Origin of the sequence: Arthrobacter sp. NtRootA1 (assembly GCF_019976975.1) — a bacterium.
Taxonomy (GTDB): Bacteria; Actinomycetota; Actinomycetes; order Actinomycetales; family Micrococcaceae; genus Arthrobacter; species Arthrobacter aromaticivorans.
The window spans coordinates 2,206,532-2,227,410 of the sequence record NZ_AP024630.1 but is presented as its reverse complement, the minus strand read 5'-3'; the positions used below and the strand labels follow the sequence as shown (position 1 = coordinate 2,227,410).

18 protein-coding genes and 1 pseudogene are annotated in these 20,879 nt (G+C 59.5%); 8 read left to right on the top strand and 11 right to left on the bottom strand.

Features of this window, described 5'->3' with window-relative positions; genetic code table 11:
• Positions 1-4 precede the first annotated feature (4 nt).
• The 7 genes from LDN90_RS10040 to LDN90_RS10010 form a co-directional block, all read right to left on the bottom strand.
• Positions 5-988 (bottom strand): alpha/beta hydrolase, encoded by a 984-nt coding sequence (locus LDN90_RS10040; protein ID WP_223948914.1) that lies wholly within the window; start codon positions 986-988, stop codon positions 5-7.
• 41 nt (positions 989-1,029) lie between these two features.
• Complete coding sequence (locus LDN90_RS10035; protein ID WP_223948913.1) at positions 1,030-2,640, bottom strand: bifunctional 3-(3-hydroxy-phenyl)propionate/3-hydroxycinnamic acid hydroxylase; 1,611 nt, start codon at positions 2,638-2,640, stop codon at positions 1,030-1,032.
• Positions 2,641-2,860: 220 nt separating this feature from the next.
• Positions 2,861-4,813, bottom strand: a complete 1,953-nt coding sequence (locus LDN90_RS10030; RefSeq protein ID WP_263426283.1) for a 3-hydroxyacyl-CoA dehydrogenase NAD-binding domain-containing protein — start codon at positions 4,811-4,813, stop codon at positions 2,861-2,863.
• A 122-nt stretch (positions 4,814-4,935) separates the two neighbouring features.
• A complete protein-coding gene (locus tag LDN90_RS10025) occupies positions 4,936-5,850 on the bottom strand; it encodes a cyclase family protein (RefSeq protein WP_223948911.1) in 915 nt (304 codons plus the stop codon).
• Positions 5,847-6,587, bottom strand: a complete 741-nt coding sequence (locus LDN90_RS10020) for an enoyl-CoA hydratase-related protein (RefSeq protein WP_263426282.1) — start codon at positions 6,585-6,587, stop codon at positions 5,847-5,849. The genes LDN90_RS10025 and LDN90_RS10020 overlap by 4 nt, the downstream gene beginning before the upstream one ends.
• A 403-nt stretch (positions 6,588-6,990) precedes the next feature.
• Positions 6,991-7,893 carry an acyl-CoA dehydrogenase family protein gene (locus LDN90_RS10015; protein ID WP_223948909.1) on the bottom strand — a complete coding sequence of 301 codons (903 nt, stop codon included), beginning with the start codon at positions 7,891-7,893 and terminating at the stop codon, positions 6,991-6,993.
• A complete protein-coding gene (locus LDN90_RS10010; RefSeq protein ID WP_216923316.1) occupies positions 7,890-9,035 on the bottom strand; it encodes an acyl-CoA dehydrogenase family protein in 1,146 nt (381 codons plus the stop codon). The genes LDN90_RS10015 and LDN90_RS10010 overlap by 4 nt, the downstream gene beginning before the upstream one ends.
• Positions 9,036-9,285: 250 nt before the next feature.
• Here LDN90_RS10010 and LDN90_RS10005 point away from each other — a divergent pair, with 250 nt between their 5' ends.
• The 5 genes and pseudogenes from LDN90_RS10005 to LDN90_RS09985 all read left to right on the top strand — a co-directional run.
• Positions 9,286-10,848, top strand: a complete 1,563-nt coding sequence (locus tag LDN90_RS10005) for a class I adenylate-forming enzyme family protein (protein ID WP_223948908.1) — start codon at positions 9,286-9,288, stop codon at positions 10,846-10,848.
• Between the two features lie 133 nt (positions 10,849-10,981).
• Positions 10,982-11,830 (top strand): fumarylacetoacetate hydrolase family protein, encoded by an 849-nt coding sequence (locus tag LDN90_RS10000; protein WP_223948907.1) that lies wholly within the window; start codon positions 10,982-10,984, stop codon positions 11,828-11,830.
• An 88-nt stretch (positions 11,831-11,918) separates the two neighbouring features.
• Complete coding sequence (locus LDN90_RS09995) at positions 11,919-12,905, top strand: hypothetical protein (RefSeq protein WP_223948906.1); 987 nt, start codon at positions 11,919-11,921, stop codon at positions 12,903-12,905.
• 97 nt (positions 12,906-13,002) lie between these two features.
• Complete coding sequence (locus LDN90_RS09990; protein ID WP_223948905.1) at positions 13,003-13,230, top strand: hypothetical protein; 228 nt, start codon at positions 13,003-13,005, stop codon at positions 13,228-13,230.
• Between the two features lie 87 nt (positions 13,231-13,317).
• Positions 13,318-13,588: pseudogene (locus LDN90_RS09985) on the top strand (IS1380 family transposase); the annotation flags it as partial.
• A 705-nt stretch (positions 13,589-14,293) separates the two neighbouring features.
• Here LDN90_RS09985 and LDN90_RS09980 read toward each other — a convergent pair.
• Positions 14,294-15,280, bottom strand: a complete 987-nt coding sequence (locus LDN90_RS09980; RefSeq protein ID WP_223948904.1) for an NAD(P)-dependent alcohol dehydrogenase — start codon at positions 15,278-15,280, stop codon at positions 14,294-14,296.
• A gap of 309 nt (positions 15,281-15,589) precedes the next feature.
• On the opposite strand from LDN90_RS09980, the gene LDN90_RS09975 reads away from it, so the two are divergent.
• Together LDN90_RS09975 and LDN90_RS09970 are read left to right on the top strand one after the other, a co-directional pair.
• Positions 15,590-16,618, top strand: coding sequence for an amidohydrolase family protein (locus LDN90_RS09975; protein ID WP_223948903.1), 1,029 nt, complete (start codon positions 15,590-15,592; stop codon positions 16,616-16,618).
• Positions 16,615-17,322: an iron-sulfur cluster assembly protein gene (locus LDN90_RS09970; protein WP_223948902.1), complete on the top strand. Its 708-nt coding sequence runs from the start codon at positions 16,615-16,617 to the stop codon at positions 17,320-17,322. Before LDN90_RS09975 ends, LDN90_RS09970 begins: the two co-directional genes overlap by 4 nt.
• On the opposite strand, the gene LDN90_RS09965 is transcribed toward LDN90_RS09970, so the two are convergent.
• Both LDN90_RS09965 and LDN90_RS09960 read right to left on the bottom strand, forming a co-directional pair.
• Complete coding sequence (locus LDN90_RS09965) at positions 17,220-17,576, bottom strand: SOS response-associated peptidase family protein (protein ID WP_223948901.1); 357 nt, start codon at positions 17,574-17,576, stop codon at positions 17,220-17,222. The genes LDN90_RS09970 and LDN90_RS09965 overlap by 103 nt on opposite strands.
• Positions 17,577-17,949: 373 nt before the next feature.
• The gene (locus LDN90_RS09960; protein ID WP_223948900.1) at positions 17,950-19,284 is read right to left on the bottom strand and encodes an NAD(P)/FAD-dependent oxidoreductase; all 1,335 of its coding nucleotides are present in this window, start codon (positions 19,282-19,284) and stop codon (positions 17,950-17,952) included.
• Positions 19,285-19,604: 320 nt separating this feature from the next.
• Here LDN90_RS09960 and LDN90_RS09955 point away from each other — a divergent pair, with 320 nt between their 5' ends.
• Entirely contained in the window at positions 19,605-19,826 is a 222-nt protein-coding gene (locus tag LDN90_RS09955) for a hypothetical protein (RefSeq protein ID WP_223948899.1), read from the top strand.
• 445 nt (positions 19,827-20,271) lie between these two features.
• On the opposite strand, the gene LDN90_RS24195 is transcribed toward LDN90_RS09955, so the two are convergent.
• Complete coding sequence (locus LDN90_RS24195; RefSeq protein ID WP_263426292.1) at positions 20,272-20,793, bottom strand: transposase; 522 nt, start codon at positions 20,791-20,793, stop codon at positions 20,272-20,274.
• Positions 20,794-20,879: the final 86 nt, after the last annotated feature.

Below are 20,879 nucleotides of genomic sequence, written 5' to 3'. Positions count from 1 at the left end.
GGTTTTAGACGGTATCCGTAGCCGAACCGGCGACAGGGTTGAATGGTTGGTCGGTGTAGGCCAGTTGGCGCTGAATGAATCCTGCTATCCCAGCGAGGGCCCTGACGAGGTTTTCGCTCTCGGGAGCGAGACCCCGATTGAGGAAGATATGCGGCGCGTCGGGGTAGATCGCGAGTTCCACGATCCCGCCAGCTTTGGCGTAAGCGCCAGCGAAGGCTACCTGACGGTCTGTCGAAACGCCTCCCATATCGTCGGCATCGCCATGAATGAGAAGCAATGGCGGAGTGGCGATGTCCGTGCGCGAAGAGACGATGTGCAACGGACTCAGCGCAGTGACCTCCTTCACGCCTCCGAAGTATTCGTGCAAGCCGTAGAAGTCAGGTTCACCCACCTCGATACCGGGAGCAGCTTCGGTGACATTCGCGTCCACCATCATGTCGACCAGGTCGACTGGGGATCCGGAGCAGACGATGTACGCGAGACTGGCATCGACCGAATCCGCATTGGGAAGAGTCGTTGCCGTAAAGGGTGCCTCGTGCCCCAACATTGCGTTGATAAGAACGTTGTGTGCACCGCTGGAGACCCCCAGGGCACCGACACCCTCGGCATTTGCGTTGAACTCTGCGGCGTGTGCCTTGAACCATCGGATGCCGAAATTGACGTCGCTGAATGTAGCCGGATAGGGGGCATAAGGACCATCGACGCGGGTGAATGTCGACGTCGGGGGCGCTTGGCGGAAATCGAGCGATACGACCACGATGCCATGCGAGGCGAGTTCGAGATCGATAGGACGCTGTCGTGTGCGACTGAAAAGACGCCACCCGCCGCCGTGGACGTCGATGAGCATGGGAAACGGACCCTGGCCCCGCGGCTGGAAGACCGTAGCGACGAGGGTCACTCCGTCCACATTGAGGTATTCGACGTCGCGGCTGTCGACTTCGAACATCGCGGTCGGATCGTAGTAGAGCGCAGACTTCAGATTGGACATAAGCTTTTGTCTCCTTCGTAGTGTCGAATAACTTTTGGCGGCTAGCCGGCGTGCGCTGCTTCGTGCACCGCTTGTTCGTGCGATCCACTCAGCTGCCGGCGCAGCTCGCCGACGACGACAGCCGCGTCCTCGATCTCGTGCATAACTCCGAAGACGTAGAAATCCGGCCGAGCGAGAATTCCCACGATGCGGTGTTCGTCGAAGTAGGCGGCATACGATCCGTCGACGTCGACTGCCACGCCGTTTCTCTCTACGTCACCGACACCGACGACGGAGCAGTTAATCGCCTCGAGAAACGCACGGTCCTCGTCCGAGAAGCTTCTGGAGACGTCCGCGTCCCGCACGATGAGTTGGAACCCCCAGCCAAAGACGTCGTCAAATTTTCCTTCACGCCCACCAAAGGACACACGTCCTTGGGGGGCGAGCTGGCCCACTGCCGGTTCAATGTCATGCTTGAAGAGGATTCCCTCATCGATGTCGGCGGCTGGTGGCGGCGGCGGCAACACAGCTCCATCAAGCAAGTCCTTGTCACGTTTTCGAGCCTTCACCGGATCCAATTCCATCGCCCAAGCTCCGATTTGCTCGGATACGGCAACCACCTCGCTGACCTGCGGAAAGCGCTCGACGAAGTACATGTCGAGCAATGAAGGATCGCTCGCGCCGCGCAGAACAAGATCAAGTTTCCACGAAAGATTCACCGCGTCGCGCAATCCGGAACAGGCTCCCTGGGCAAGGAACGGCGTCATGGTGTGGGCGGCGTCCCCCGCCAGCAGAACCCGCCCCTTCCTCCACGTGCGGGCGAGTCTGCTCTCAAAGGGAAAGAGCACCGTCCGGTAGATCTCGACATCGTCCCGCGTCAATCCATGCACGCGCTCAAGCACCTCATAGCCAGCATCGAAGCCCATCCGCTCGTCGTGCGCGCTCGCCGGGTCGGCGTAGAACTCGAATCGAAGCCGTCGGTCACCAATGGGGATAACCGCGAACGCCCGGCCCTCGGGTGCCGCCATGATAACCGACTCCCGCATGTCTTCCGACAGGCCCCAGAATTTCGGCAGAGTACGTTTGCGCACGGCGTCGACGCAGATCCAGGCACTGCGAAAATCGGAGCCCTCCCTCGCGATGCCAGCGGCTTCCCGGACGGCGCTTCGTGCTCCGTCCGCGCCGATAAGGTATTTTGCCTGGAGAGTCATGGTGTCTGCGGGATCATTGGACCCGGTCTGCCGCGCTTCGACCGTGACACCATCTTCGCTTTGGGTCCAAGACTGCACTTCCCATCCTTGGTAGACGGTAGCGCCGTGCTCACGGGCCGCCGCGTCCATGGCGTCCTCGATATGCGGCTGATACATCGAAATATGGCTCGGGTAACCGCTGGTGGTGATGCGATCGTGATCCATCTTCAAAATGAGTTGCTCGTCCTCATTCAGGAGCAGGGTGCGCCTAAGTTGGTGCGAGTCACGAAGTGCCTCATCGATGTTGCCGGCAGCCTGGACGATCCTCGCGGACTCGCCGTCGATGGTGCATAGCCGGGGAAGGCCATACAGGGAGGGCCACCTTTCTATGACACAAACACGATGACCAAGCCGAGAGAGCAAAGATGCAAAAGCCTGCCCGGTCGGACCGTAGCCAGAGACGATAACGTCAAAGGTTTCCATATGTGCGCTTCCTCCACGGAGCTAGACACCGATGTCTTTTGTAGTTTCGCGAGAGCGGGAAATACCGGCTCATCAAACGACTGGTTGTTAGATTAGCATCAAAATTACGACAGTTCCATACTTTGCCGACCTTGGGCCTTTATATGGCCCTATCCTTCTTCGCCGAGCAACTCCCCTCCCGATTCCAGCATCGTGTGGCTAAGCCTCAGCGGCGTAGAAATCAGCGATTCGGAGCCCGGACAGCGTCCAGAGCAACGCGAATATCCTGTGGCACCTCGCCCAGAAGTGCGGGTTCGGCAATTGCGAACGCAATCGGGTCGGATTCAAAGACCGCTTTGAGGACACGAACGACGTCGTCGTCCTTGAAGCTGGAAAAGTAGCGGAGCGGGCCACCCAGCCAACGCGGGAATCCGAATCCTTCCGTTAAAGCGATGTCGATGTCGCTGGCCCGGTCAGCGACGCCGGCCCGCAGCACGACCGCCGCCGCGCACACCATAGATCCGAGCACCCGCAACTGGATGTCCCGGGCAGCTATCGCCCGCGGAGTAATTCCCTTTTCAGCACGAGCCGCATCTATGATGGCCGCGACTTGTGAATCGGGGGTCCCTCGAGCCGCACCGTCCGCATAGCTATACCACCCTGCACCCGTCTTCTTGCCGAAGCGGCCGAGTTCGCAGAGTGTATCGGGAACTACGACATAGCGCTGAAGAGGGTCGCGGGTCGCCGCGAGGCGCTTCCGGCGCGCCCAGGCGATATCAAGGCCGGACATATCGCCAACCGCGAAAGGACCTATCGGGAGGCCAAAGTCGCGCATCGCTGCATCGATTTCCTGCGGATTCGCACCTTCCTCCATCAAGAACTCGACTTGACAGCGGTAGTCTGCATACACGCGATTGGCAACGAACCCGTCACCCACACGCGCTGGAATCACCGTCTTTCCTAGTTTGCGCGCCAACCCCGCGAGTACTTCGATGGTCTCCGCACTCGACGACGCCGTGCGCACCACCTCGATCAACGGGTTACGATCAGCCGGGTTGAAGAAATGGAACCCGGCGAACCGCTCCGGACGATTGAGAACACTGGCAATCTGATCGAGGTCGAGATAGGACGTATTACTGGCGAATATAGCTTCATCGGATACCAGTGGTTCCAGATCCGTGAAGAACTGCCGCTTAACTTGCATGTCCTCGAAGATCGCATCAATAACGACGTCCGAATCGGCGAGATCCTGCAGCCGGTCCGTAGTCACAATCGCGCTCGTTGCACCAACTCGCTCCAGGGCAGTCGCATTTAGATCGAAAACGATAACGGAAAATCCGCAAGCGTTAAGGAGCCGCGCAACCGCCGCACCCATAGTGCCCGCCCCGGCCACTGCGATCCGATCGATTCTCCGTTCACTCGTCGAGGCGCGCAGGCTCCTGACGGCCGTCCGCTTGGCGAAGAACAAGTAGCGAAGATTCGCTGCCTCATCAGTACGTCGAAGTCTGTCGAAAATCGCACGCTCTTCCAAAAGCGCCTCGTCCGGTCCCAGAGTTAGGCCGCGGCGCACCATGGCGATGGCTTCGAGCACATTCGGCCGTGCGCGCGTTGCAGCGCGTTGAGCCGCGTCTTCTATCACCGCCGGATCGAACGCGGGAACAGGTAGGTCTCGAACCCGCCGCTTAGTGCCCATGGTGGATGCATATTCGATGGCGGTATCGCGCAGCCTGCGAGGCTCTACGACCCGGTCGAGGATACCCAGTTCTTTTGCCTCCCTGGCGTCAACCCGCCGCCCAGATCCGACGAGATCAATCGCAGAGGCAGGCCCGATGAGACGTCCAGCCCGGACGGTACCTCCAGCTCCGGGGATTATGCCGAGTGTCACCTCGGGGAATCCCACTATCGCACTAGTGTCCCCTATGCGTGCGTCACAGGCGAGCGCGAGCTCGAGCCCTCCGCCAAGTGCAAACCCGTTGATTGACGCGACAACGGGCACCGGCATCGCCTCGATAAGGGTGATAACAGCCGTCAGCTGCGGTTCCTCGATTGGATGATCAAGCTCACCGATGTCTGACCCCGCATAGAAGTGGCGTCCCGACGATTCAATGACCACGCCGTCGAGGTCCGCAACAGCCGCAGCGCTGAGAAGAGCGTCCCGAAGGTCGCGGCGGAGAATTGCGTCTCCAGTATTCATGGGCGGATTATTTAGTGTCAGGATCGCTGTCGACCCAGACCACGAGGTTTCAACGGGCATGATGTACTTTCCAGATGTTGAGCACCGTGCAGATCTGCCGCGGGCTAGGGAGTTCAACTTAGTCAGAGGATCGCCATCGCATTCGCAGGCGAACTGACCCCTCCGCTGAGATGCAGGGGTACAGAGACGAAGAGGAATTCCCATCGCCCCAGGCGCTTGCACATTTCGCTAAGCGTTTCCAAGTCAAGTAGCTCGAACATTGACATTCCGAGTGCGGGCAGCAGACGACGGTGCAGAGAACCAATATCACGGGCGCCGGGCGCGCACTCCACAGCGGGGTTGTCTGCTCCCACCGCGGCGATTCGGTGATCCCACAGCCACGCAGCCATGGCCTCATCTGCTCTCAGGCCGTTCCAGCTCGAGGGGGGCCTCCGATTGGACGCCGGCAGCTGCAGATACCCTGGCGCCCACCCCGTCCGAATGAGCAGAACATCGCCTGATTGGATCTCGACCCCCTGCGCATCGGCCACGTCGTTGAGCAATTTGGTGTCGTACATACGCCCGTCGAATGGTGTGAGGCCTTCCCCGCCATCGCTTTCAGCGATATCCAGTAGGACACCGCGAGCTGCGATACCTCGCGATGCGACATGCTGGATACCGATTCGCTCGCGGGCTTCTGCGAGTTCAAGGAGTCCGCCGAAGTACCCGAACTCACGGGCACGAACATGCGCAAGGCCGTCGAGTTGAGAAGAGGCCTGCGGGTTGAACGAATCAATCAGGTCCTCGGCCTCATTACCGGTCGGCTGCAGCACTGTATGGCCAATGGGCGCCCGCCCGAACAGCGGTGGATCGAAGGCGTTGATGGGGAGGTTCAGAGGGATTGTAGCGCCGGCCGAGACGAGCTTGCCCGCCCGTACGATGTCCTCCGGTTCAACGAACGAAAGCGTCCCCATGGGCGAGGACAAAACGTCCCAGGAATGCCTGATGTCGAGTCCCCCAAGTTTCGGAAGGTCCGAATAGGGTGGCAGTATGTTCACTGCGCGTCTTCGATATCAGGCAGACCGTCGTCACGGAACCGCTGGATCGCGCCCTTGAGACCAAGTTCTTTGATCCAGGCTTGGGCGAGAGCCACCTCCGGAGTGAGGTGAAGCAGTGCATCGGTCTCAGCACCCGTCCGCGCATAGCTCAACAGTCCGTCCATTTCGGCCGCTCGATTGATCGCCTCCTTTTTTAGCCGGAGGAGGTTACCCGGCGTCCTTGCAATCGAATAGGCCAACTCGCGCACGTAAGTCTCGAGTTGATCGGCGGGGACTGCCTCGGTGGCCCAACCCCAATCCACGGCCTGCGTGCCCGAGATGCGTCGACCTGCATCGAAGGACATCAGCTTCGCGCGTTTCGGTCCCACCAGGTGCACCCAGAGAGGGGAAAGATATCCGCCACCGATCGGCAGGGAGGGAGATGACTGAATCGATGCGTCATCGGCGACGATCGTTATGTCGCATAAGGATGCCAATTGGGTGCCGCCGCCAATGCAGTGCCCGTGGATTGCCGCGATGACCGGCTGCTCGTGGCGCCAGATTCGGGTCCATAATTCGATATTGGACAGCAGCCTGTCGCGGTCACCCACGGGCCCGCGTGCTGAGGCGTACCCTATCTCTTCGGAATCTGGGGACACGTCGTAGCCGGCGCAGAAGGCACGTCCGGCGCCGCGTATGACCACTACCCGATTCTTCGTACCCCGCAGGCTCTGCAGCGCACTGTCGAGATCGGTCAACAGTTGATCGTTCATCGCGTTGAGACGTTGTGGCCGGTTGAGTGTGATCCACGCAACTGGGCCATCGTGCTCTAGAAGTATGCATTCATATGACACAGGTGACTCGCAAAGGTCGGAACCCGTCTCCGGGTTGAGATGGTGCCCTTGACTGAGTCGCATAATAGAGCCAGTCGGAGTCGGGCCAAGGTGGCCACAACAGGCAGTAAGAAGGGGAACAAGAATTACACCCTTCAGGTTCACAGTTCATCGGCATTAAGAACTAATCAAACAACCGATTGGTATTATCGTAAAAAGGTAATGCTTGACCGTCAACGGTCCGGGTCCTGCCACGAAGGCCTACAGAGATTAGCGATCGGGGTCTGTTCGGGGTCGCTCGTGGATTCAGCAACCCCGAACGCGTAGTTCACGGACAGTTGCGTAATCCACCGACAATCTCTTGTGCCGTGAGCATATGGCGCAGGTAGTAGTGCAGACCCATCTCCCAGGTGAACCCCAGTGCACCGTGCACTTGGAGGACGAGTTCGGCCGCATCAATACAGCGCTTGACGACGAACTCCGTAGTCTGCCGTACGCCTTCAGTGGTCCGACTTGCTCGAATGACTGCGGTGTCAGCCTCTTCTACGGCGATCAACGCATCTGCCAGATGATGTTTGACTGCCTGGAACGAGCCGATAGGTCGACCGAACTGCTGGCGTTCCTTCGCGAAGGTGACACCGAGTTCAAGCATTCGCCTCGCAGCTCCAACTGAGCTGGCTGCATAGACGACGGCGAGCTCCCGAGCTGCAGTTTCCGAGAAATCAGTCAGGATCACATCCACTTCCAGACCACGAGCACAAAGATCCAGTCCGGCTGGGCGACCTTCCGGAATTTCAATGAGTTGACCAGAATCGCCGCCAAGGGCTGTAACCACACGCAGGCCTGCGAACTGTCCAAATGGGACATACCGCTGCTTTCCAGGCCCGAGGGTCGAAGTGGGTAACGCGAAGGACACGGGACCGTCCCAACTTCGGGCTATCTCCGAGTGACGTTTAGCGATCACAGTTTCCAGGTACGGTAAGGGGATCAGGCGAGTTCCCCATACTTGAGCGATGGCGACAATATCTCGCAGTTGAGCTCCTTCCCCATCGTCAAGGATCCCAACGAGGTCCCACCCCCCTTCCTCAAGCGCGTTCCACGACAAAGGCGATTCGCCTTCGGCGTAGGCGGTGATGCTTGTTCCAGCGGTGGCCCGTTCGATGATGTCGCTTATCGCCTCAGACGCAAGCTCGCCAATTTCTCCGGCCTTTGTATCAATGAGAACGTTCATCGCGGCAGCCCCAAAACTCGTTCCGAAATGAGGTTACGCTGAATCTCATTCGTGCCTGAGTAAATTGATACAGCCTTCGACTCGAAAAACTGGTAGCGCCAATGCTCCCTGTCGGCAGGAACGTGAGCCTCGAAACCCACCCGCGCCACGACTTGCCATAGCTCGCTCCATAGAACCTTGAGGACTGATACTGCCCGCGCGAATGCCTCACCACCCATGCCCTCAAGATCAATCACCTTGGCAAGATGCCAGCGTAGAGTCTCGGTGCGCTCGTCCAGTTCCTGCAGTGCGTTCGCCAATTCCGGCCGATCGCCGCAGGTGCGGAACAGCAGGTCCAAATCGGATCTGATTTCGACATACCGGGCAGCAGCCTCGGAGCCACCCCGTTCATCACCGAGCAACTCCATGGCTATTTTCCACCCGTCACCTTCATTCCCCACACGATCTCGTTCCGCAACAAATACGCCGTCGAAGTGTGTCTCTGCGAAGTGGATGGCGCCGGAAATCTGCCGGATGTCGTTGATGGACACGCCCGGTGCGCGCATGTCCACAAGGAACATGCTCAGGTTCTTGTAGCGCGGTGCATCGGGATCAGTGACTGCCAGAACAAATATTCGGTCGGCGTGCTGGGCAAACGTGGTCCAGGTCTTGCGCCCGGTGATTCGATAGCCGTCACCGTCTCGCACTGCGCGGGTCCGCACGCCAGCAAGGTCAGATCCGGCGTCCGGCTCGGAGAAGCCTTGGCACCACAATTCCTCCCCGCGCAACAAGGGCGGAAGATAGCGTTCCTTCTGCCAGTCGGTTCCGCTGCGAACCACCATGGGGGCAACAAGCGTTTTGCCAACGCGCGAGAAGCCGTCGGGAGCCTGCGCCTTGGCTGCAAGCACGTGAAATATCACGTCCTCGGCCAGACCTAGGCCCTGGCCACCAAAATCTTTGGGAAAAGCTATCCCCGCAAATCCTCCGCGCCACAGCTGAAGGTCCCACTCGCGCCGGATTGCATCTGATTCCTCGCCGCTGAGAGCACCTCGGGACTCCCGCCACTCAACGGGCACCGCAGTCTGCAGCCATTCCTCGGCACGCAGCGCAAAATCGCTTAAGTCCGCGTCGCCTGCACAGACATCATTATTCACGGTCGTCATGGTGCCACCTTTCGCTTACAGCCAGGCCCGCGAACACTTGGTTACTCGCGAGCTCTACAAATCGATCGTTTGTTTGGTAGCATACCGTATTGCAGGCCCAAGCTGGCAAGTGGGCGGACTTTATCTTCGATCGGGAGGCGATCGGGGTACATGATGGTTGCATTCGACCAACATGCTGCTTGACGCGGAAATCGGATCATCGCATTCGTTCGATCGCTTTCACACCAGGACCAATGCTCGGAGGGCAACGATGACCACCACACAGACACTCCTTAACCCCGCCGCATACAACCTCGGCTCTCTCGTGCGAATTGGTGCTCAACGGGCGCCTAACCGCATTGCGATCCGCATGCTGGATGGAATCGGCGTCACTTACGCCGAGCTCGATGACAACACCAACCGCATTGCGAACGCGATGCTGGGCGCGGGCATTTCGTCCGGGGATCGTGTAGCGATCTGGATGGAAAATGACATCCGCTATATGGAGGCATATTTGGCCTGCCTGAAGGCCGGTATGGTGGTCGTCCAATGCAATGTGCGGCACACATCCTTCGAGGCACAACACATGCTCGACGATTCCGGAGCAGTCGCTCTCTTCATCGACGACAGTACGGCAGAGCGGGTCGAGGCACTCGAAAACCGCGACTCCATTCGGCTGACGGTGACGACAGGGGCCAATCGCGATGCCGCCACACGCGGGTACGAGGGATTTCGCGCTTCCGGACAGCCGACCCCTCCAACGCCAATCAGCCCTGCTCCCGACGACCTGGCTGTTCTGGCCTACACAAGCGGCACCACAGGTCTCGCTAAGGGAGCCAGGTTGACCCATCGTTCACTTCGCTCGATCGTCCAAACTAATCAAGTCGCAAACCGCTACAGCATCGGCAGCACCCAGATATTTGCGCTGTCACTATCGTCATCCGCGGGTATTCCCGCCCATGTGTTGCCCCATCTGGCAGTAGGTGGCACGACGATCCTCATGAGCAATTTCGACACACCGCGACTCGTTGATGCGATCGATCGGCACCACGCGACATTCACTACTCTGCCTGGTCCGCCGATCGTCGACTTCTGCACCATTGTTCGCGAGCAAGGGCTAACGCTGCCATCGCTGCAGAGTCTGCTCCACGGCACGGCCAAGGCACCAGAGGAACACCTGGAACTCCTCGTGGACGCCATCGGCCCCCGCTTGGTCGAGGGGTGGGGCATGACGGAAAACTCGGGAGGACTCGTGGCTGCCACATCGGCGTTGGACTACTCAGAGCGCCGACCAGGAATCTTCTCATCGACCGGCCGATCCGTACCGGAGACCGTCGTCCGACTCATCGACGAACACGGAAACAAGCTCCCTCACGACGGCAGTTCCGTCGGTCAGCTGATCGTCCGCTCCGGCTCTCTTGCTGACGGGTACTGGAACAACGAAGAGGCGTCAGCGAAGGCATTTCGCAATGGCTGGTATCACACTGGCGACGTCGGCAGAATCGACGAGGAGGGGTACATCGAAGTACTGGACCGTCGCACCGATCTCATCATCTCCGGCGGCATGAACATTTATCCGAGCGAGATCGAGCGTGTCCTGCTTCAGATTCCGGGCGTCATCGAATGCGCCGTCGTCGGCGTCCACCACGAGAAGTGGGGTTCCACACCCGTCGCATACGTCGTTCGGGCTTCGGACGTATCGCCGTCTCTGGGCGAACTCGAGGCTGTTTGCAGACGGCAGCTCGCCTCCTACAAGCAGCCAAGTCGAATCGAGTTCACGTCGGCTCTCCCCCGAAATGTTGGCGGGAAGGTCATGCGCCATCGACTCCGGTAGAAACCAGCACTAACAACATAACCTGACGGCGACCCCCGAGCAGCTGACACGCGTTCGGCTGGCCTCTGCCTGAGTGGTCCACCCCGTAAGTCAGCCCTGGTGCTGGCTTGCGACAATCATGAGGAGAGCAGTCATGCGACTTGCAACGATCAGGCTAGAAGGCAGCACCGCGGCAGCCCGAGTAGAGAACGGGCTATATTACGTACTCCCGTACTCGGACGTTCGAAGCGTCCTGGAATCGAGCGGGGACTGGCGGAAGACCGCAGAGACCGACATAGGTCTCGTGCTCGATGAACACCAGGTGGATCTCGCGCCTGTTGTACCGAATCCGGAGAAGATCATCTGCGTCGGCCTGAACTATCAAGACCACGCAGCCGAGACTGGACAAATGATCCCGGAATTCCCCACCCTCTTCGCCAAGTACTCGCGGAGCCTCATCGGCGCGTTCGATGAGCTGGTGCTTCCCGATGCTTCCGACGCGGTCGACTGGGAAATTGAGCTCGGCATCGTCGTTGGCCGGCAGGTACGCAGTGCCCCCCCGGAAAAGAGTTGGGATGCCATCGCCGGGTATACAGTCGTCAACGACGTCTCTATGCGCGACTGGCAAGTTCGAACGTCGCAGTATCTTCAGGGAAAGACTTTCGAGTCGTCGACTCCGATCGGACCACACCTCGTATCGCCGGACGAAATCGACCACGCACGTGACTTGGAAGTGCGATGTGACGTCGACGGGGATGTCGTGCAGAAGTCGAGCACCTCAAAGCTGATTTTCAACCCCGCAGAGATCGTGTCATACATCAGTCAATTCATTACGCTCGTCCCCGGTGATGTTATCGCTACGGGAACACCCGGTGGAATCGGAGCTGCGCGCAATCCCGCCCGCTTCTTGGAAGCGGGCCAGCGTCTCACCTCCACCATCGACGGCATTGGTTCGCTCTCCAACCCCTGCACCCGCAATATTGGACAGAACAGAAAGGTATAGCAGTGTTCATCACAGCTCTAAGACTCATTTCCCGCGTCGACCGGACCCGGCTCTGCCCCTCCCCCGGATCCCAGCCGTTCGGGCTGTCATGAGCATCCACACGGTAAGCGGTACCGCCGAGGAAGCATCAATTGGCTTCACCCTCATGCATGAACATCTGTTCATGCTGTCAGTGGGCATGTACGAGCGATGGCCGCACCTCCTTGACCGCGATGCTGCCGTCGCGGCCGTTGCAGCCAAGGTCTCTCGGGCGAAAAGTCTCGGTGTGAAGACGATCGTGGACATGACAACGCCCAACATGGGACGGGATCTGTCGCTGTTGACGGAAGTTGCCCGCCTCACCGATGTGAACATCGTCGCCGCTACCGGGGCGCACCCTCACGAACCGCTGCCGCTCTATCTGCAGGGAGTGGTTGGAGATGCTGCGGATGGTATCGATCCAGACCGGCTGGCCGATCTGTTCGTTCACGACATCGAAGTGGGCATGGATGGAACCGAGATCAAAGCGGGAATCATCAAGACCGGCTCCGACCCAGTTGTGGACGAAAACAACACACGGCTTTTGTTGGCGGCGGCGCGCGCTCATCTGCGCACGGGTGCTCCGATCTGTACCCACACTCACGCGGGCAACCAGGTGGGTCTCCAGCAACAGGACGTCTTTGCCAACGCAGGTGTCGATCTCCGTCACGTGATAATCGGACACTGCGGCGACAGTACGGACCTGAGTTATCTCACAGCTCTGGCAGACCGGGGCTCGTATCTCGGGATGGACAGGTTCGGCTACACCATGCCAGGACGTGCCACTTTGACAACCTCCCAACGCGTAGAGGTTGTGGCCGAGCTCTGTCGCCTCGGCTACGCATCCAAGATGGTGCTTTCCAGTGATTCAGTCACCTGGAGCGATGTCATCTCAGGTGACTACTTCGCCGAGCATCTTCCGGATTGGAACTTGGCGTACGTGCCGAACACCGTTATCGATCACCTGAAGGAAGCGGGAATCTCTGACGACGATCTGTACCAGATGACGCATATGAACCCCGCAACGGTTCTCTCGGGCGGACGGGGCGGTTCCTAGAGCGGGACTACATTTCCCGCGATGGGGCACACCTCATGGGGCACAAGGCTGGCCCAGTATCGCCTGCGGCTGCTACCAACCACTAAGGAGACCAGGAATGACCGTCCAAGAGCTGGAACCCATCGAAATTAGAGTCCACGACAGGGCCTCAATGGACCGTTGCCTCGCCGCTGCGGTCGACCAGATGATCGACAGCGCCAAGGGGCAACGGACGCATGGCATCCTACTGACCCGGCTTGGCGATGGGCACTTCATTGTCGCTTTCAGCAGTGCAGTCCCCTTTGGCCACACGGACCAACTCGATCTCCGACACCAAACCGCCTAGTGGACTTGCCGACACGCTTCCTGTACTTCGAACTATTCGGGCTCAGGGCCGCTCTGTCGGGACCACCGCGGGTGCAATTCCGACGACGGCGAGGTGCGCAGGCTCTTCCAGGCCCGTTATGCGCTCTCGACCGCGGGCTCGTTCCTACGATCCGTCACCTGCGGGCACTTCCGCCAACTGGATGCGGTCGACTCCAGGTTCTGCTGAACCTGGCCGGCCCGGGCCCCCTCGGCTTCAGGCCGGCACGGGCGGATATACACTGGTGGAGGTGGACGCCACGATCGTCGAAGTCCACGAATACCAGAAGCGGGGCTCGGGCTACGGATATTCCGGAGCGCTCGGGCTGAACGCGCTCCTTTGGTCCCGATTCGGCGTTCTAAGGACGCACCGCGGCCAAAGCCGGCGCCGTGATTTCCATCGCAGCCTCATAGACCCACCATCACACGGCCGATCGCGGGAACAGCCCAGGACGCCTGCAAACCCATCCAGTACAGGGACGCGGTCTTCGACGAAAATGCTGACCGGTGGCTCTCCACTGGTCAGCATCGCTGAAACCCTCGCTTCCTCCGTCGGGATCTTCTGCCACCGCACGGACCATCGGACCCGGAGAAGGCCTTCTGGACCACCTTCAGCCAGGACTCCACCCCTTGCCTCTGATGCCGCCGGAACGAAGCCCATCGGAAACATCACCTATTTGCGCACCCGTGAGGCCTGACGCTACCTGACCACCGTCATCGACCTGCACACCCGCATGGTCATCGGCTGGACTATGACCGACCACAACCGTGCCTCCCTTACCCGGACGCGCTAAGAAATGGCCAGTAACACCTGACTCTGATGCTGATGCCACTTCCCGCAGCGAATACAGTCTCGCCAGCCGCTAGGCCGCCCGACGGGCGACCGAGCGCTACTTCCGAGGTCTTCGATGACCGCAGGCCGCCCCACACCAACAACGACGGCGGGGCACCCGCCGGGAACAGCAACAGCCAACTACAACAGATGAACTGTTAAGAACAGACACCCCAGCCATGCACTCGGCGCGCCTGGCACACCCGCCAGTCGTCTAGGGCACGAGAATGGCGCGTCCAACGACCCGCCCGCGGTGAAGATCGTCCAGCGCATCAAGAGCGGCATCGAGCGGATACTCCGAGGTGTGAAGGGTGACGAGACCCTTGGCCGTAAGAGTCATCAGCTCGACCAGGTCTGTGTAGGTGCCGACCAGATTCCCTACCACGCTGATTTCTTTCGAGATGACCTCGATGGTCGGTAGCTCGATTGCCCCGCCATAGCCGATCACGTAATGCGATCCCTGGTTGCGCAGCAGCTGCGGAGAAATCTTCTCTGCGCCCGACTCCCCGACGTAGTCGAACACGACATGCGCCCCGCCCTCGGTGATATCCCGCACTCCATTCCTCACCGCGTCGTCCGTTGTGGCGAGGATCGTATGGTGGGCCCCCAGTGTCCTCGCCAGCTCAAGAGCCGATTCACTCCGATCCACTACGGTGATCTCGGTGCTAGTGATCGCAGCCAGAGCCTGCACCCCGATGTGGCCCAGCCCACCGGCGCCGAACACAACGGCGTGCGAGCCGGGGAATAGCCCGGGGGCGGCTTTTCTCACCGCATGGTAGGCCGTTAGGCCGGCATCCGCCAAGGCCGCCACCTTGCTGGGGGTGAGCGAAGGGTCCAACTTGACCACTGCCCGGGCGTTTGTCCGGATCAGCTCGGCCATACCGCCGTCTGCGTTGATGCCGGGGAAGCTTGCACGCTCGCAATGCGAGTCCTGTCCGATGCGGCATGAGGCGCAGAGCCCGCAGGTCACGAGCGGATGCAGAATCACCAGGTCTCCCGGCTTTACATTGTCGACGGCGCTGCCCACCTCCCGCACCCAACCGGCGTTCTCATGCCCGAGGGTATATGGCAGATCGGGTTTCTGGATCTCTGCCCATTGACCCTCGATGATGTGTAGATCCGTGCGGCAGACGCCTGCCGCGCCAATCTCGACGATCACATCCCAGGGACCAGAGACCGTTGGCTCGTCGATCTCATCCATCGAGGGTGCTTGCTGATATCTGTGGAGACGAAGCGCCTTCATTTTCCTACCTCACTGTCGATCACGTGGTGACCACGCTAACAAACAAGTGGTTGGTTGGCTAGCGGGGGCTTGCCACCCGCCCTTCCGGAGCAAGCGCCCCTTTGACGGGTCCAGTTTTGAACCAATCTGGGGCCACATTTCAGGATATAGCCGGGCATGTCTTCAGATGTGCCTTGCAGTATCAAACATATGATTGGTAGATTGCCTTTGACATGCAGTATTCAATACCGCGACGCAGCTGTCGCGGGATAGAGAACGAGGGTCGAGATGTACTCCAAAGACGGGGAAGATTATTTCGTAGTGGACTCCCATGTCCACATGTGGGATGGCTCGGACGAGAACCAGCGGAACATTCACGGAGCGGAGTTCATTGAGTGCTTCTACGCCTACCACCGAAACCTCTCTCCCGAGGAGTACGTGTGGGATTTCCGCAAGTATCAGAAGTACACCGAACAGAATTTCATGACAGACATCTTCGAAAATGGTTACGTCGATCACGCGATTTTCAACCCGGCGGCACTCCCAGCGTTCTACAAGAACGGATTCAGTCGCGACCTTGCTCAGGACATGGCTCGCCGGTCGCCGGAGCGCCTCACCTACAACCATAATTTCGATCCTCGATTTGGTGAGGCAGGGCTTGGCCGTTTGGAGGACGCCGCCCACGAGTTCGGTCTAAAGGGCGTCAAGGTTTATACGGCGGAGTGGCATGGTGAGAGCCGCGGGTTCAAGATGAGCGACCGCGAAACCTACCGCTATCTGGAGAAGTGCCAGGAGCTCGGGATCAAGAACATCCACGTTCACAAGGGACCGACAATAAAGCCACTCGACCGCGACTCGTTCGACGTCGCTGACATCGACTACTGCGCCACTGATTTCCCGGATCTGAACTTCATCGTCGAGCACGTCGGCCTTCCCAGACTCGAGGATTTCTGTTGGATCGCGACGCAGGAGACCAATGTCTATGGAGGACTCGCAGTCGCGATGCCCTTCATCCATACCCGACCGCGTTACTGGGCTCAGATCATCGGCGAGCTCCTCTACTGGATCGGTGAGGACAAGATCCTGTTCGGTTCCGACTATGCCCTCTGGCAGCCCAAGTGGCTGGTGGAGAAGTTCGTCGACTTCCAGATTCCGGAAGATATGCAGGGCGAATACGGCGAGATCACGGTGGCACAGAAGAAGAAGATTCTGGGCCTCAACGCCGCCGCACTCTATCCGCACATAGAGGTGCCCGAGCACCTCCGCTTGAATCCCGCAACGACCGAAGCCGAACCCGTGGGCGCGCTGGAAAAATGACCGCGACAAGCACGCGTTTTGGCTTGATCGAAGACCGAGCATGGCGGGCACTTTCCACCGTCACTGACCCGGAACTGGATGAGCCGCTCACGACCCTCGGATTCGTCGGGAAGGTAGAGACGGACGGCAGGGTCGTCACAGCCACCCTCAGACTACCGACGGCCTTCTGCTCCCCTAACTTCGCGTTCATGATGGCGGCCGATTCCGCTGATGCCTTGCGGACGGAGTTTCCCGAAATGTCCACTCGGGTTGAGCTTGAGGGTAATGCTGACTCCGAGCGCATCAACTCGGCTGTGGCCGCGGGAGTCGGATTTGCCGACGCCTACCCGGACGAAGCATCAAGCGGCCTGGACGACCTTCGCGCCATCTTCCGATCGAAGGCCCACCTCGCATCCCTTGAGCGCGTGATCGCGAGACTCGTATCCATTTATGCGGTCGTCCCAGAATTGCTGCCGTCGATTCGGCTCAAGGATGTGCCGCCTATGCAGGAACGAGAAGCTCTGGTGCGGCGCCGAAGCGATCTCGGGATCAGCATAGACGACAACGCGTTCCTCCTCGTCAACGCCGATGGTTCCCCCTGGGACACCACCGACCTGGCAGTTCAAATAAGGTTCGCCAAGGCAACACGAATCTCAATCGAGGGAAACGCCCACTTCTGTCGCGGTCTACTACGCACTCGGTATAACGAGCCTACACACGCCTGAGCCCATAGGCCCGTGAAGGGTTTGTCCTCCCGTTGGTGTTGTCGGCTTCGACCTTGCCATTCGTGGTTGTCAACTTCAACTTTAAACTGACCGCTGGCAGCAGAACGGAAGGACGGCTTCTCCAAGATTGATTCGCTACGAGCATCTATTAGCTTGGAGCCGATCTTGGCGTCCTTTGCCCGGGAAGGAATCAGGCACCAGCGGGCTATCAGCAGACGCCTGTCGATTGTGCCCTCATCCAAACGCTCTGCCACGATCGGCACGTTTCTGGGTCGGTGCCACGTTCCAGCTCCGCCGTGGTGGGGTGCCTTCAATTTCCTTTGCCTCGAAGTGGCTCAGAAGGTCACTCGTTTGCTTTGGACATCACGTATCTGCCGCATATGAGCCCATTCTGCCCACAAAACCGTCAAACCTGGACCGGCCGTCACACTCACGTCTTCTGTGTCCCGAGCTCCCTGCCTCAAGGGCTAGCGAGAAGCAGGGGACACGGAATCTAATACTTCCCCTGGATGTCACTAAGGTCGAGAACCCGGATCAGGTGAAGAATCTGATCCGGGTTCTCTTCCCCTAAATGGGAAATGCAGTAGATAAGCATAAATACCGGAGCCGTAGTGACCTACGTTGTGCTCACGACTTGGATACTTTTGCCTTCTCTGGAGCATCCGGAATGTGAGCACTTTCGGAGGCTAACAGGTCGTTTGAGGCATTTGCTGCCGTGAATGCGGATTCTATTGCACCGTCAATCCAACCGGCCCATCCGGACGCCAGATCAGAATTGGCGAAGTGAACGCGCCCGTGAGGTACTTGAAGCTGGTTGGAGTATTTCATGACCTGGCCCGGCCGGTAGGCCATCCACGTTCCCAAAGAGAACTCGTCCTTGTTCCAGTCGTGCGAGTCCAGTGCGAGGACCGTTGCTTCAGGGAGGAATTGGCGCACGGCGTTGGTAACGGCATCCATGTCTGTTGCGTCAATGTCTGCTTCCGCACTGGCGAAGCAGCACAGGTAGGTCCCGTCATCGGTTGTGTATTCCGACGCAATCCACTTGAACGTAGTGTCCATCCCGATGCCGTAAAAGTCCTTTTCCAACTTGGGCACGAGTGCCCAGACTTTTACGGACTGCCCTGCCTGCTTCTCGGTGGCCATGGCCCGGTGGGCTTGGGGCAGTTCGGGTACGAAGTTGATTCGTTCCCAGGTGTTGACAGGAGCAGTTACGATGACGGACCTTGCGAGGATTGTCTGGCCATCTTGGGTGAGGACCCGCACTTGCGAATCTTCGTCCACGATCGATTCCACTGCAGAGCCGTACCGCACGTCAGCATTCGCTTCGTGGAGGATGTGCTCAATAAGATTCTTCGTTCCTCCCACAAATTTGTCGGACAACAGGGTGTACCACCCCACGGAGCTTCCGAAACCGCTCACCCAGGAAATAGCGTGAAGGGCTGAAAGCTCTTGAGGGTAAGCCCCGAAGTAGAACGTAGGCCACGCAAGAAGGAAGTCCCGCGTCTTGGCCGGGACGTTGAGGGCGTCGACGTATGCCGAGAATGGGATGTCCAAGTCTTCCAGGCCAGTCTGCCCGAGGGGTGCTTCGTAAAAGCGGATTCGTTCGGCATCCTTGTCAATCTGTACGATGGCATGCTCCAGCGCCGCCCATTCGTCGGCTGGGATCGGAAATCCAGTGTTCAGCATCTCGCCGTCGAGGCCCCAGCCAAAGCTTGATGCTACCGGGCTTTGAAAGGTCTGTACCTTATAGCGTTCCAACTCCGCCTGCACGAACTTCTGCTGGTCGGGGGCAATCCAGGTTCCGCCGATTTCGACTCCCTGATCTGTTCCCTTGAACTTCCTGTACCAGGTACGCCCGCCGAGGCGGTCGCGCCCTTCGAGCACAAGCACGGATTTCCCATCAGCCCTTGATTCGCGGGCTGCGATTCGCCAGCGAATGGATAGCAGCACAGGGGCCAGCACGATTCGGTGCTAGCGTCAGGCCGCACTACACCTCAACCTGTCGTCAGATCCCCTCCGAAATAGCGTCAGACTAGCGCGCATGTCGCCGATATCTGGGCGGCTTACGCCCAAGGCCATAGACCCTAAGCTGACAAGTCGACCGCGACGAAAGGTAGCTGACGAAAGGTAGCTAAAGCCTCGCCGCCCACCGTCGCTCGGATGCAACTGCTAACAAGACATGGGACCAAGTGCCGACCCCAGCCTCTGAGCTTTGGCGCTTAGTCATGCCGCCGATGACCGCACGCGGAATGAACACGTGAAAGCAAGAAAGCGAGCAAACCGTGGCCACCAACAAAGCAGACTTAAACGTGCACACTGTACCCACCACCTTTGGCCGGACAAACACGACGAGTCGGCAGGCGGCAGGAAGCATCGTTGAACCGGATCCGGAAAAACTCTTCAAAAATTTCCGTGAAAGTCATGTCATCGGCACACGCGACAACCATGAAGCAGTGAACGGCCAACAGCAACCACCGCAACACCCGCAAAGGAGGGCTGAATGACCCCAAAACCCAGCTGGCGGAGCGCCCACCAGCCAAGGCACTGAACCCGCTCCCCCACCCAAAACTGAACAGGCCGAACCCAGCGGCCAGGCACCACCCGGGACCTCAAAACAGAGGGAAATGTCAAGCTTTGTACACACATTAAAGCAAAAACCCCTCTGACGAGGGGTCATGCCGTGCCCGAGGTGGGACTCAAACTGCATTCAAGGCCTTGGCAACACTGGGAACACCTGAAACATCGCCAATCCGAGCCAGTCCGGCCAACGTACGACTGAGACCGAAGCCCAAAGTGTGGACATTGATGCTCCTATTGTTGTCAACGGTTGTTGAGCCACGCGGCCGCGCAGGTTACCGTGGCCGCCGCTCCGGCCTCAAGGGTCGCTCCTGCGATCGCTGCGCGACGGCCATGCGGCCGCCCTTGACCCCGGGGCTTGCGCGGCCATGGTCAGGCAGGCAGCACGCGGGCCAACCCGGGATCCGGCATGTGCACGGTTGCCGGGGACTGGCAGTTGAGCCAGGTTTCGTAGCGTTGGTGGAAGTCGTTGTCGTGGGTGAGTCCGCGTTCGAGGCGGGACAGTGCGGTGGGCCAGACGTGGAGGGCGTCGGCGGCTTGCTGAAGGGTCAGCTGCTTGGTCGTGCGTACCGTCCGGAGTGTTCCGGCGTCGGGGCCGGGTCGCGGGTGGAGGAGTTGGTCGTAGATTTCCCGGGCGACGTAGCGCTTGAGGCAGCGCATGATTTCCTTGGTGCTCTTGCCTTCCTGGTGTCGCCTGGCCACATAGGCCCTGGTCCTGGCGTCGTATCTCATCCGCACGAGGACCACGCGGTGGATGGCTTTGTTGGCCTGCCGGTCGCCGCCGCGGCTGAGCCGGTGACGGGCGGTCTTTCCCGATGATGCGGGGATCGGGGCGACGCCGACCAGTGCGGCGAACTTCGCTTCGGAGCTCACGCGTTCGGGGTTGTCTCCCACCGTTACGAGGAGCTGGCTGGCGACGTCGGTGCCCGCCCTGGAGATCGCGGAGCATCGGTGCGTGGAGGGCGAGGATGGCGTCGAGT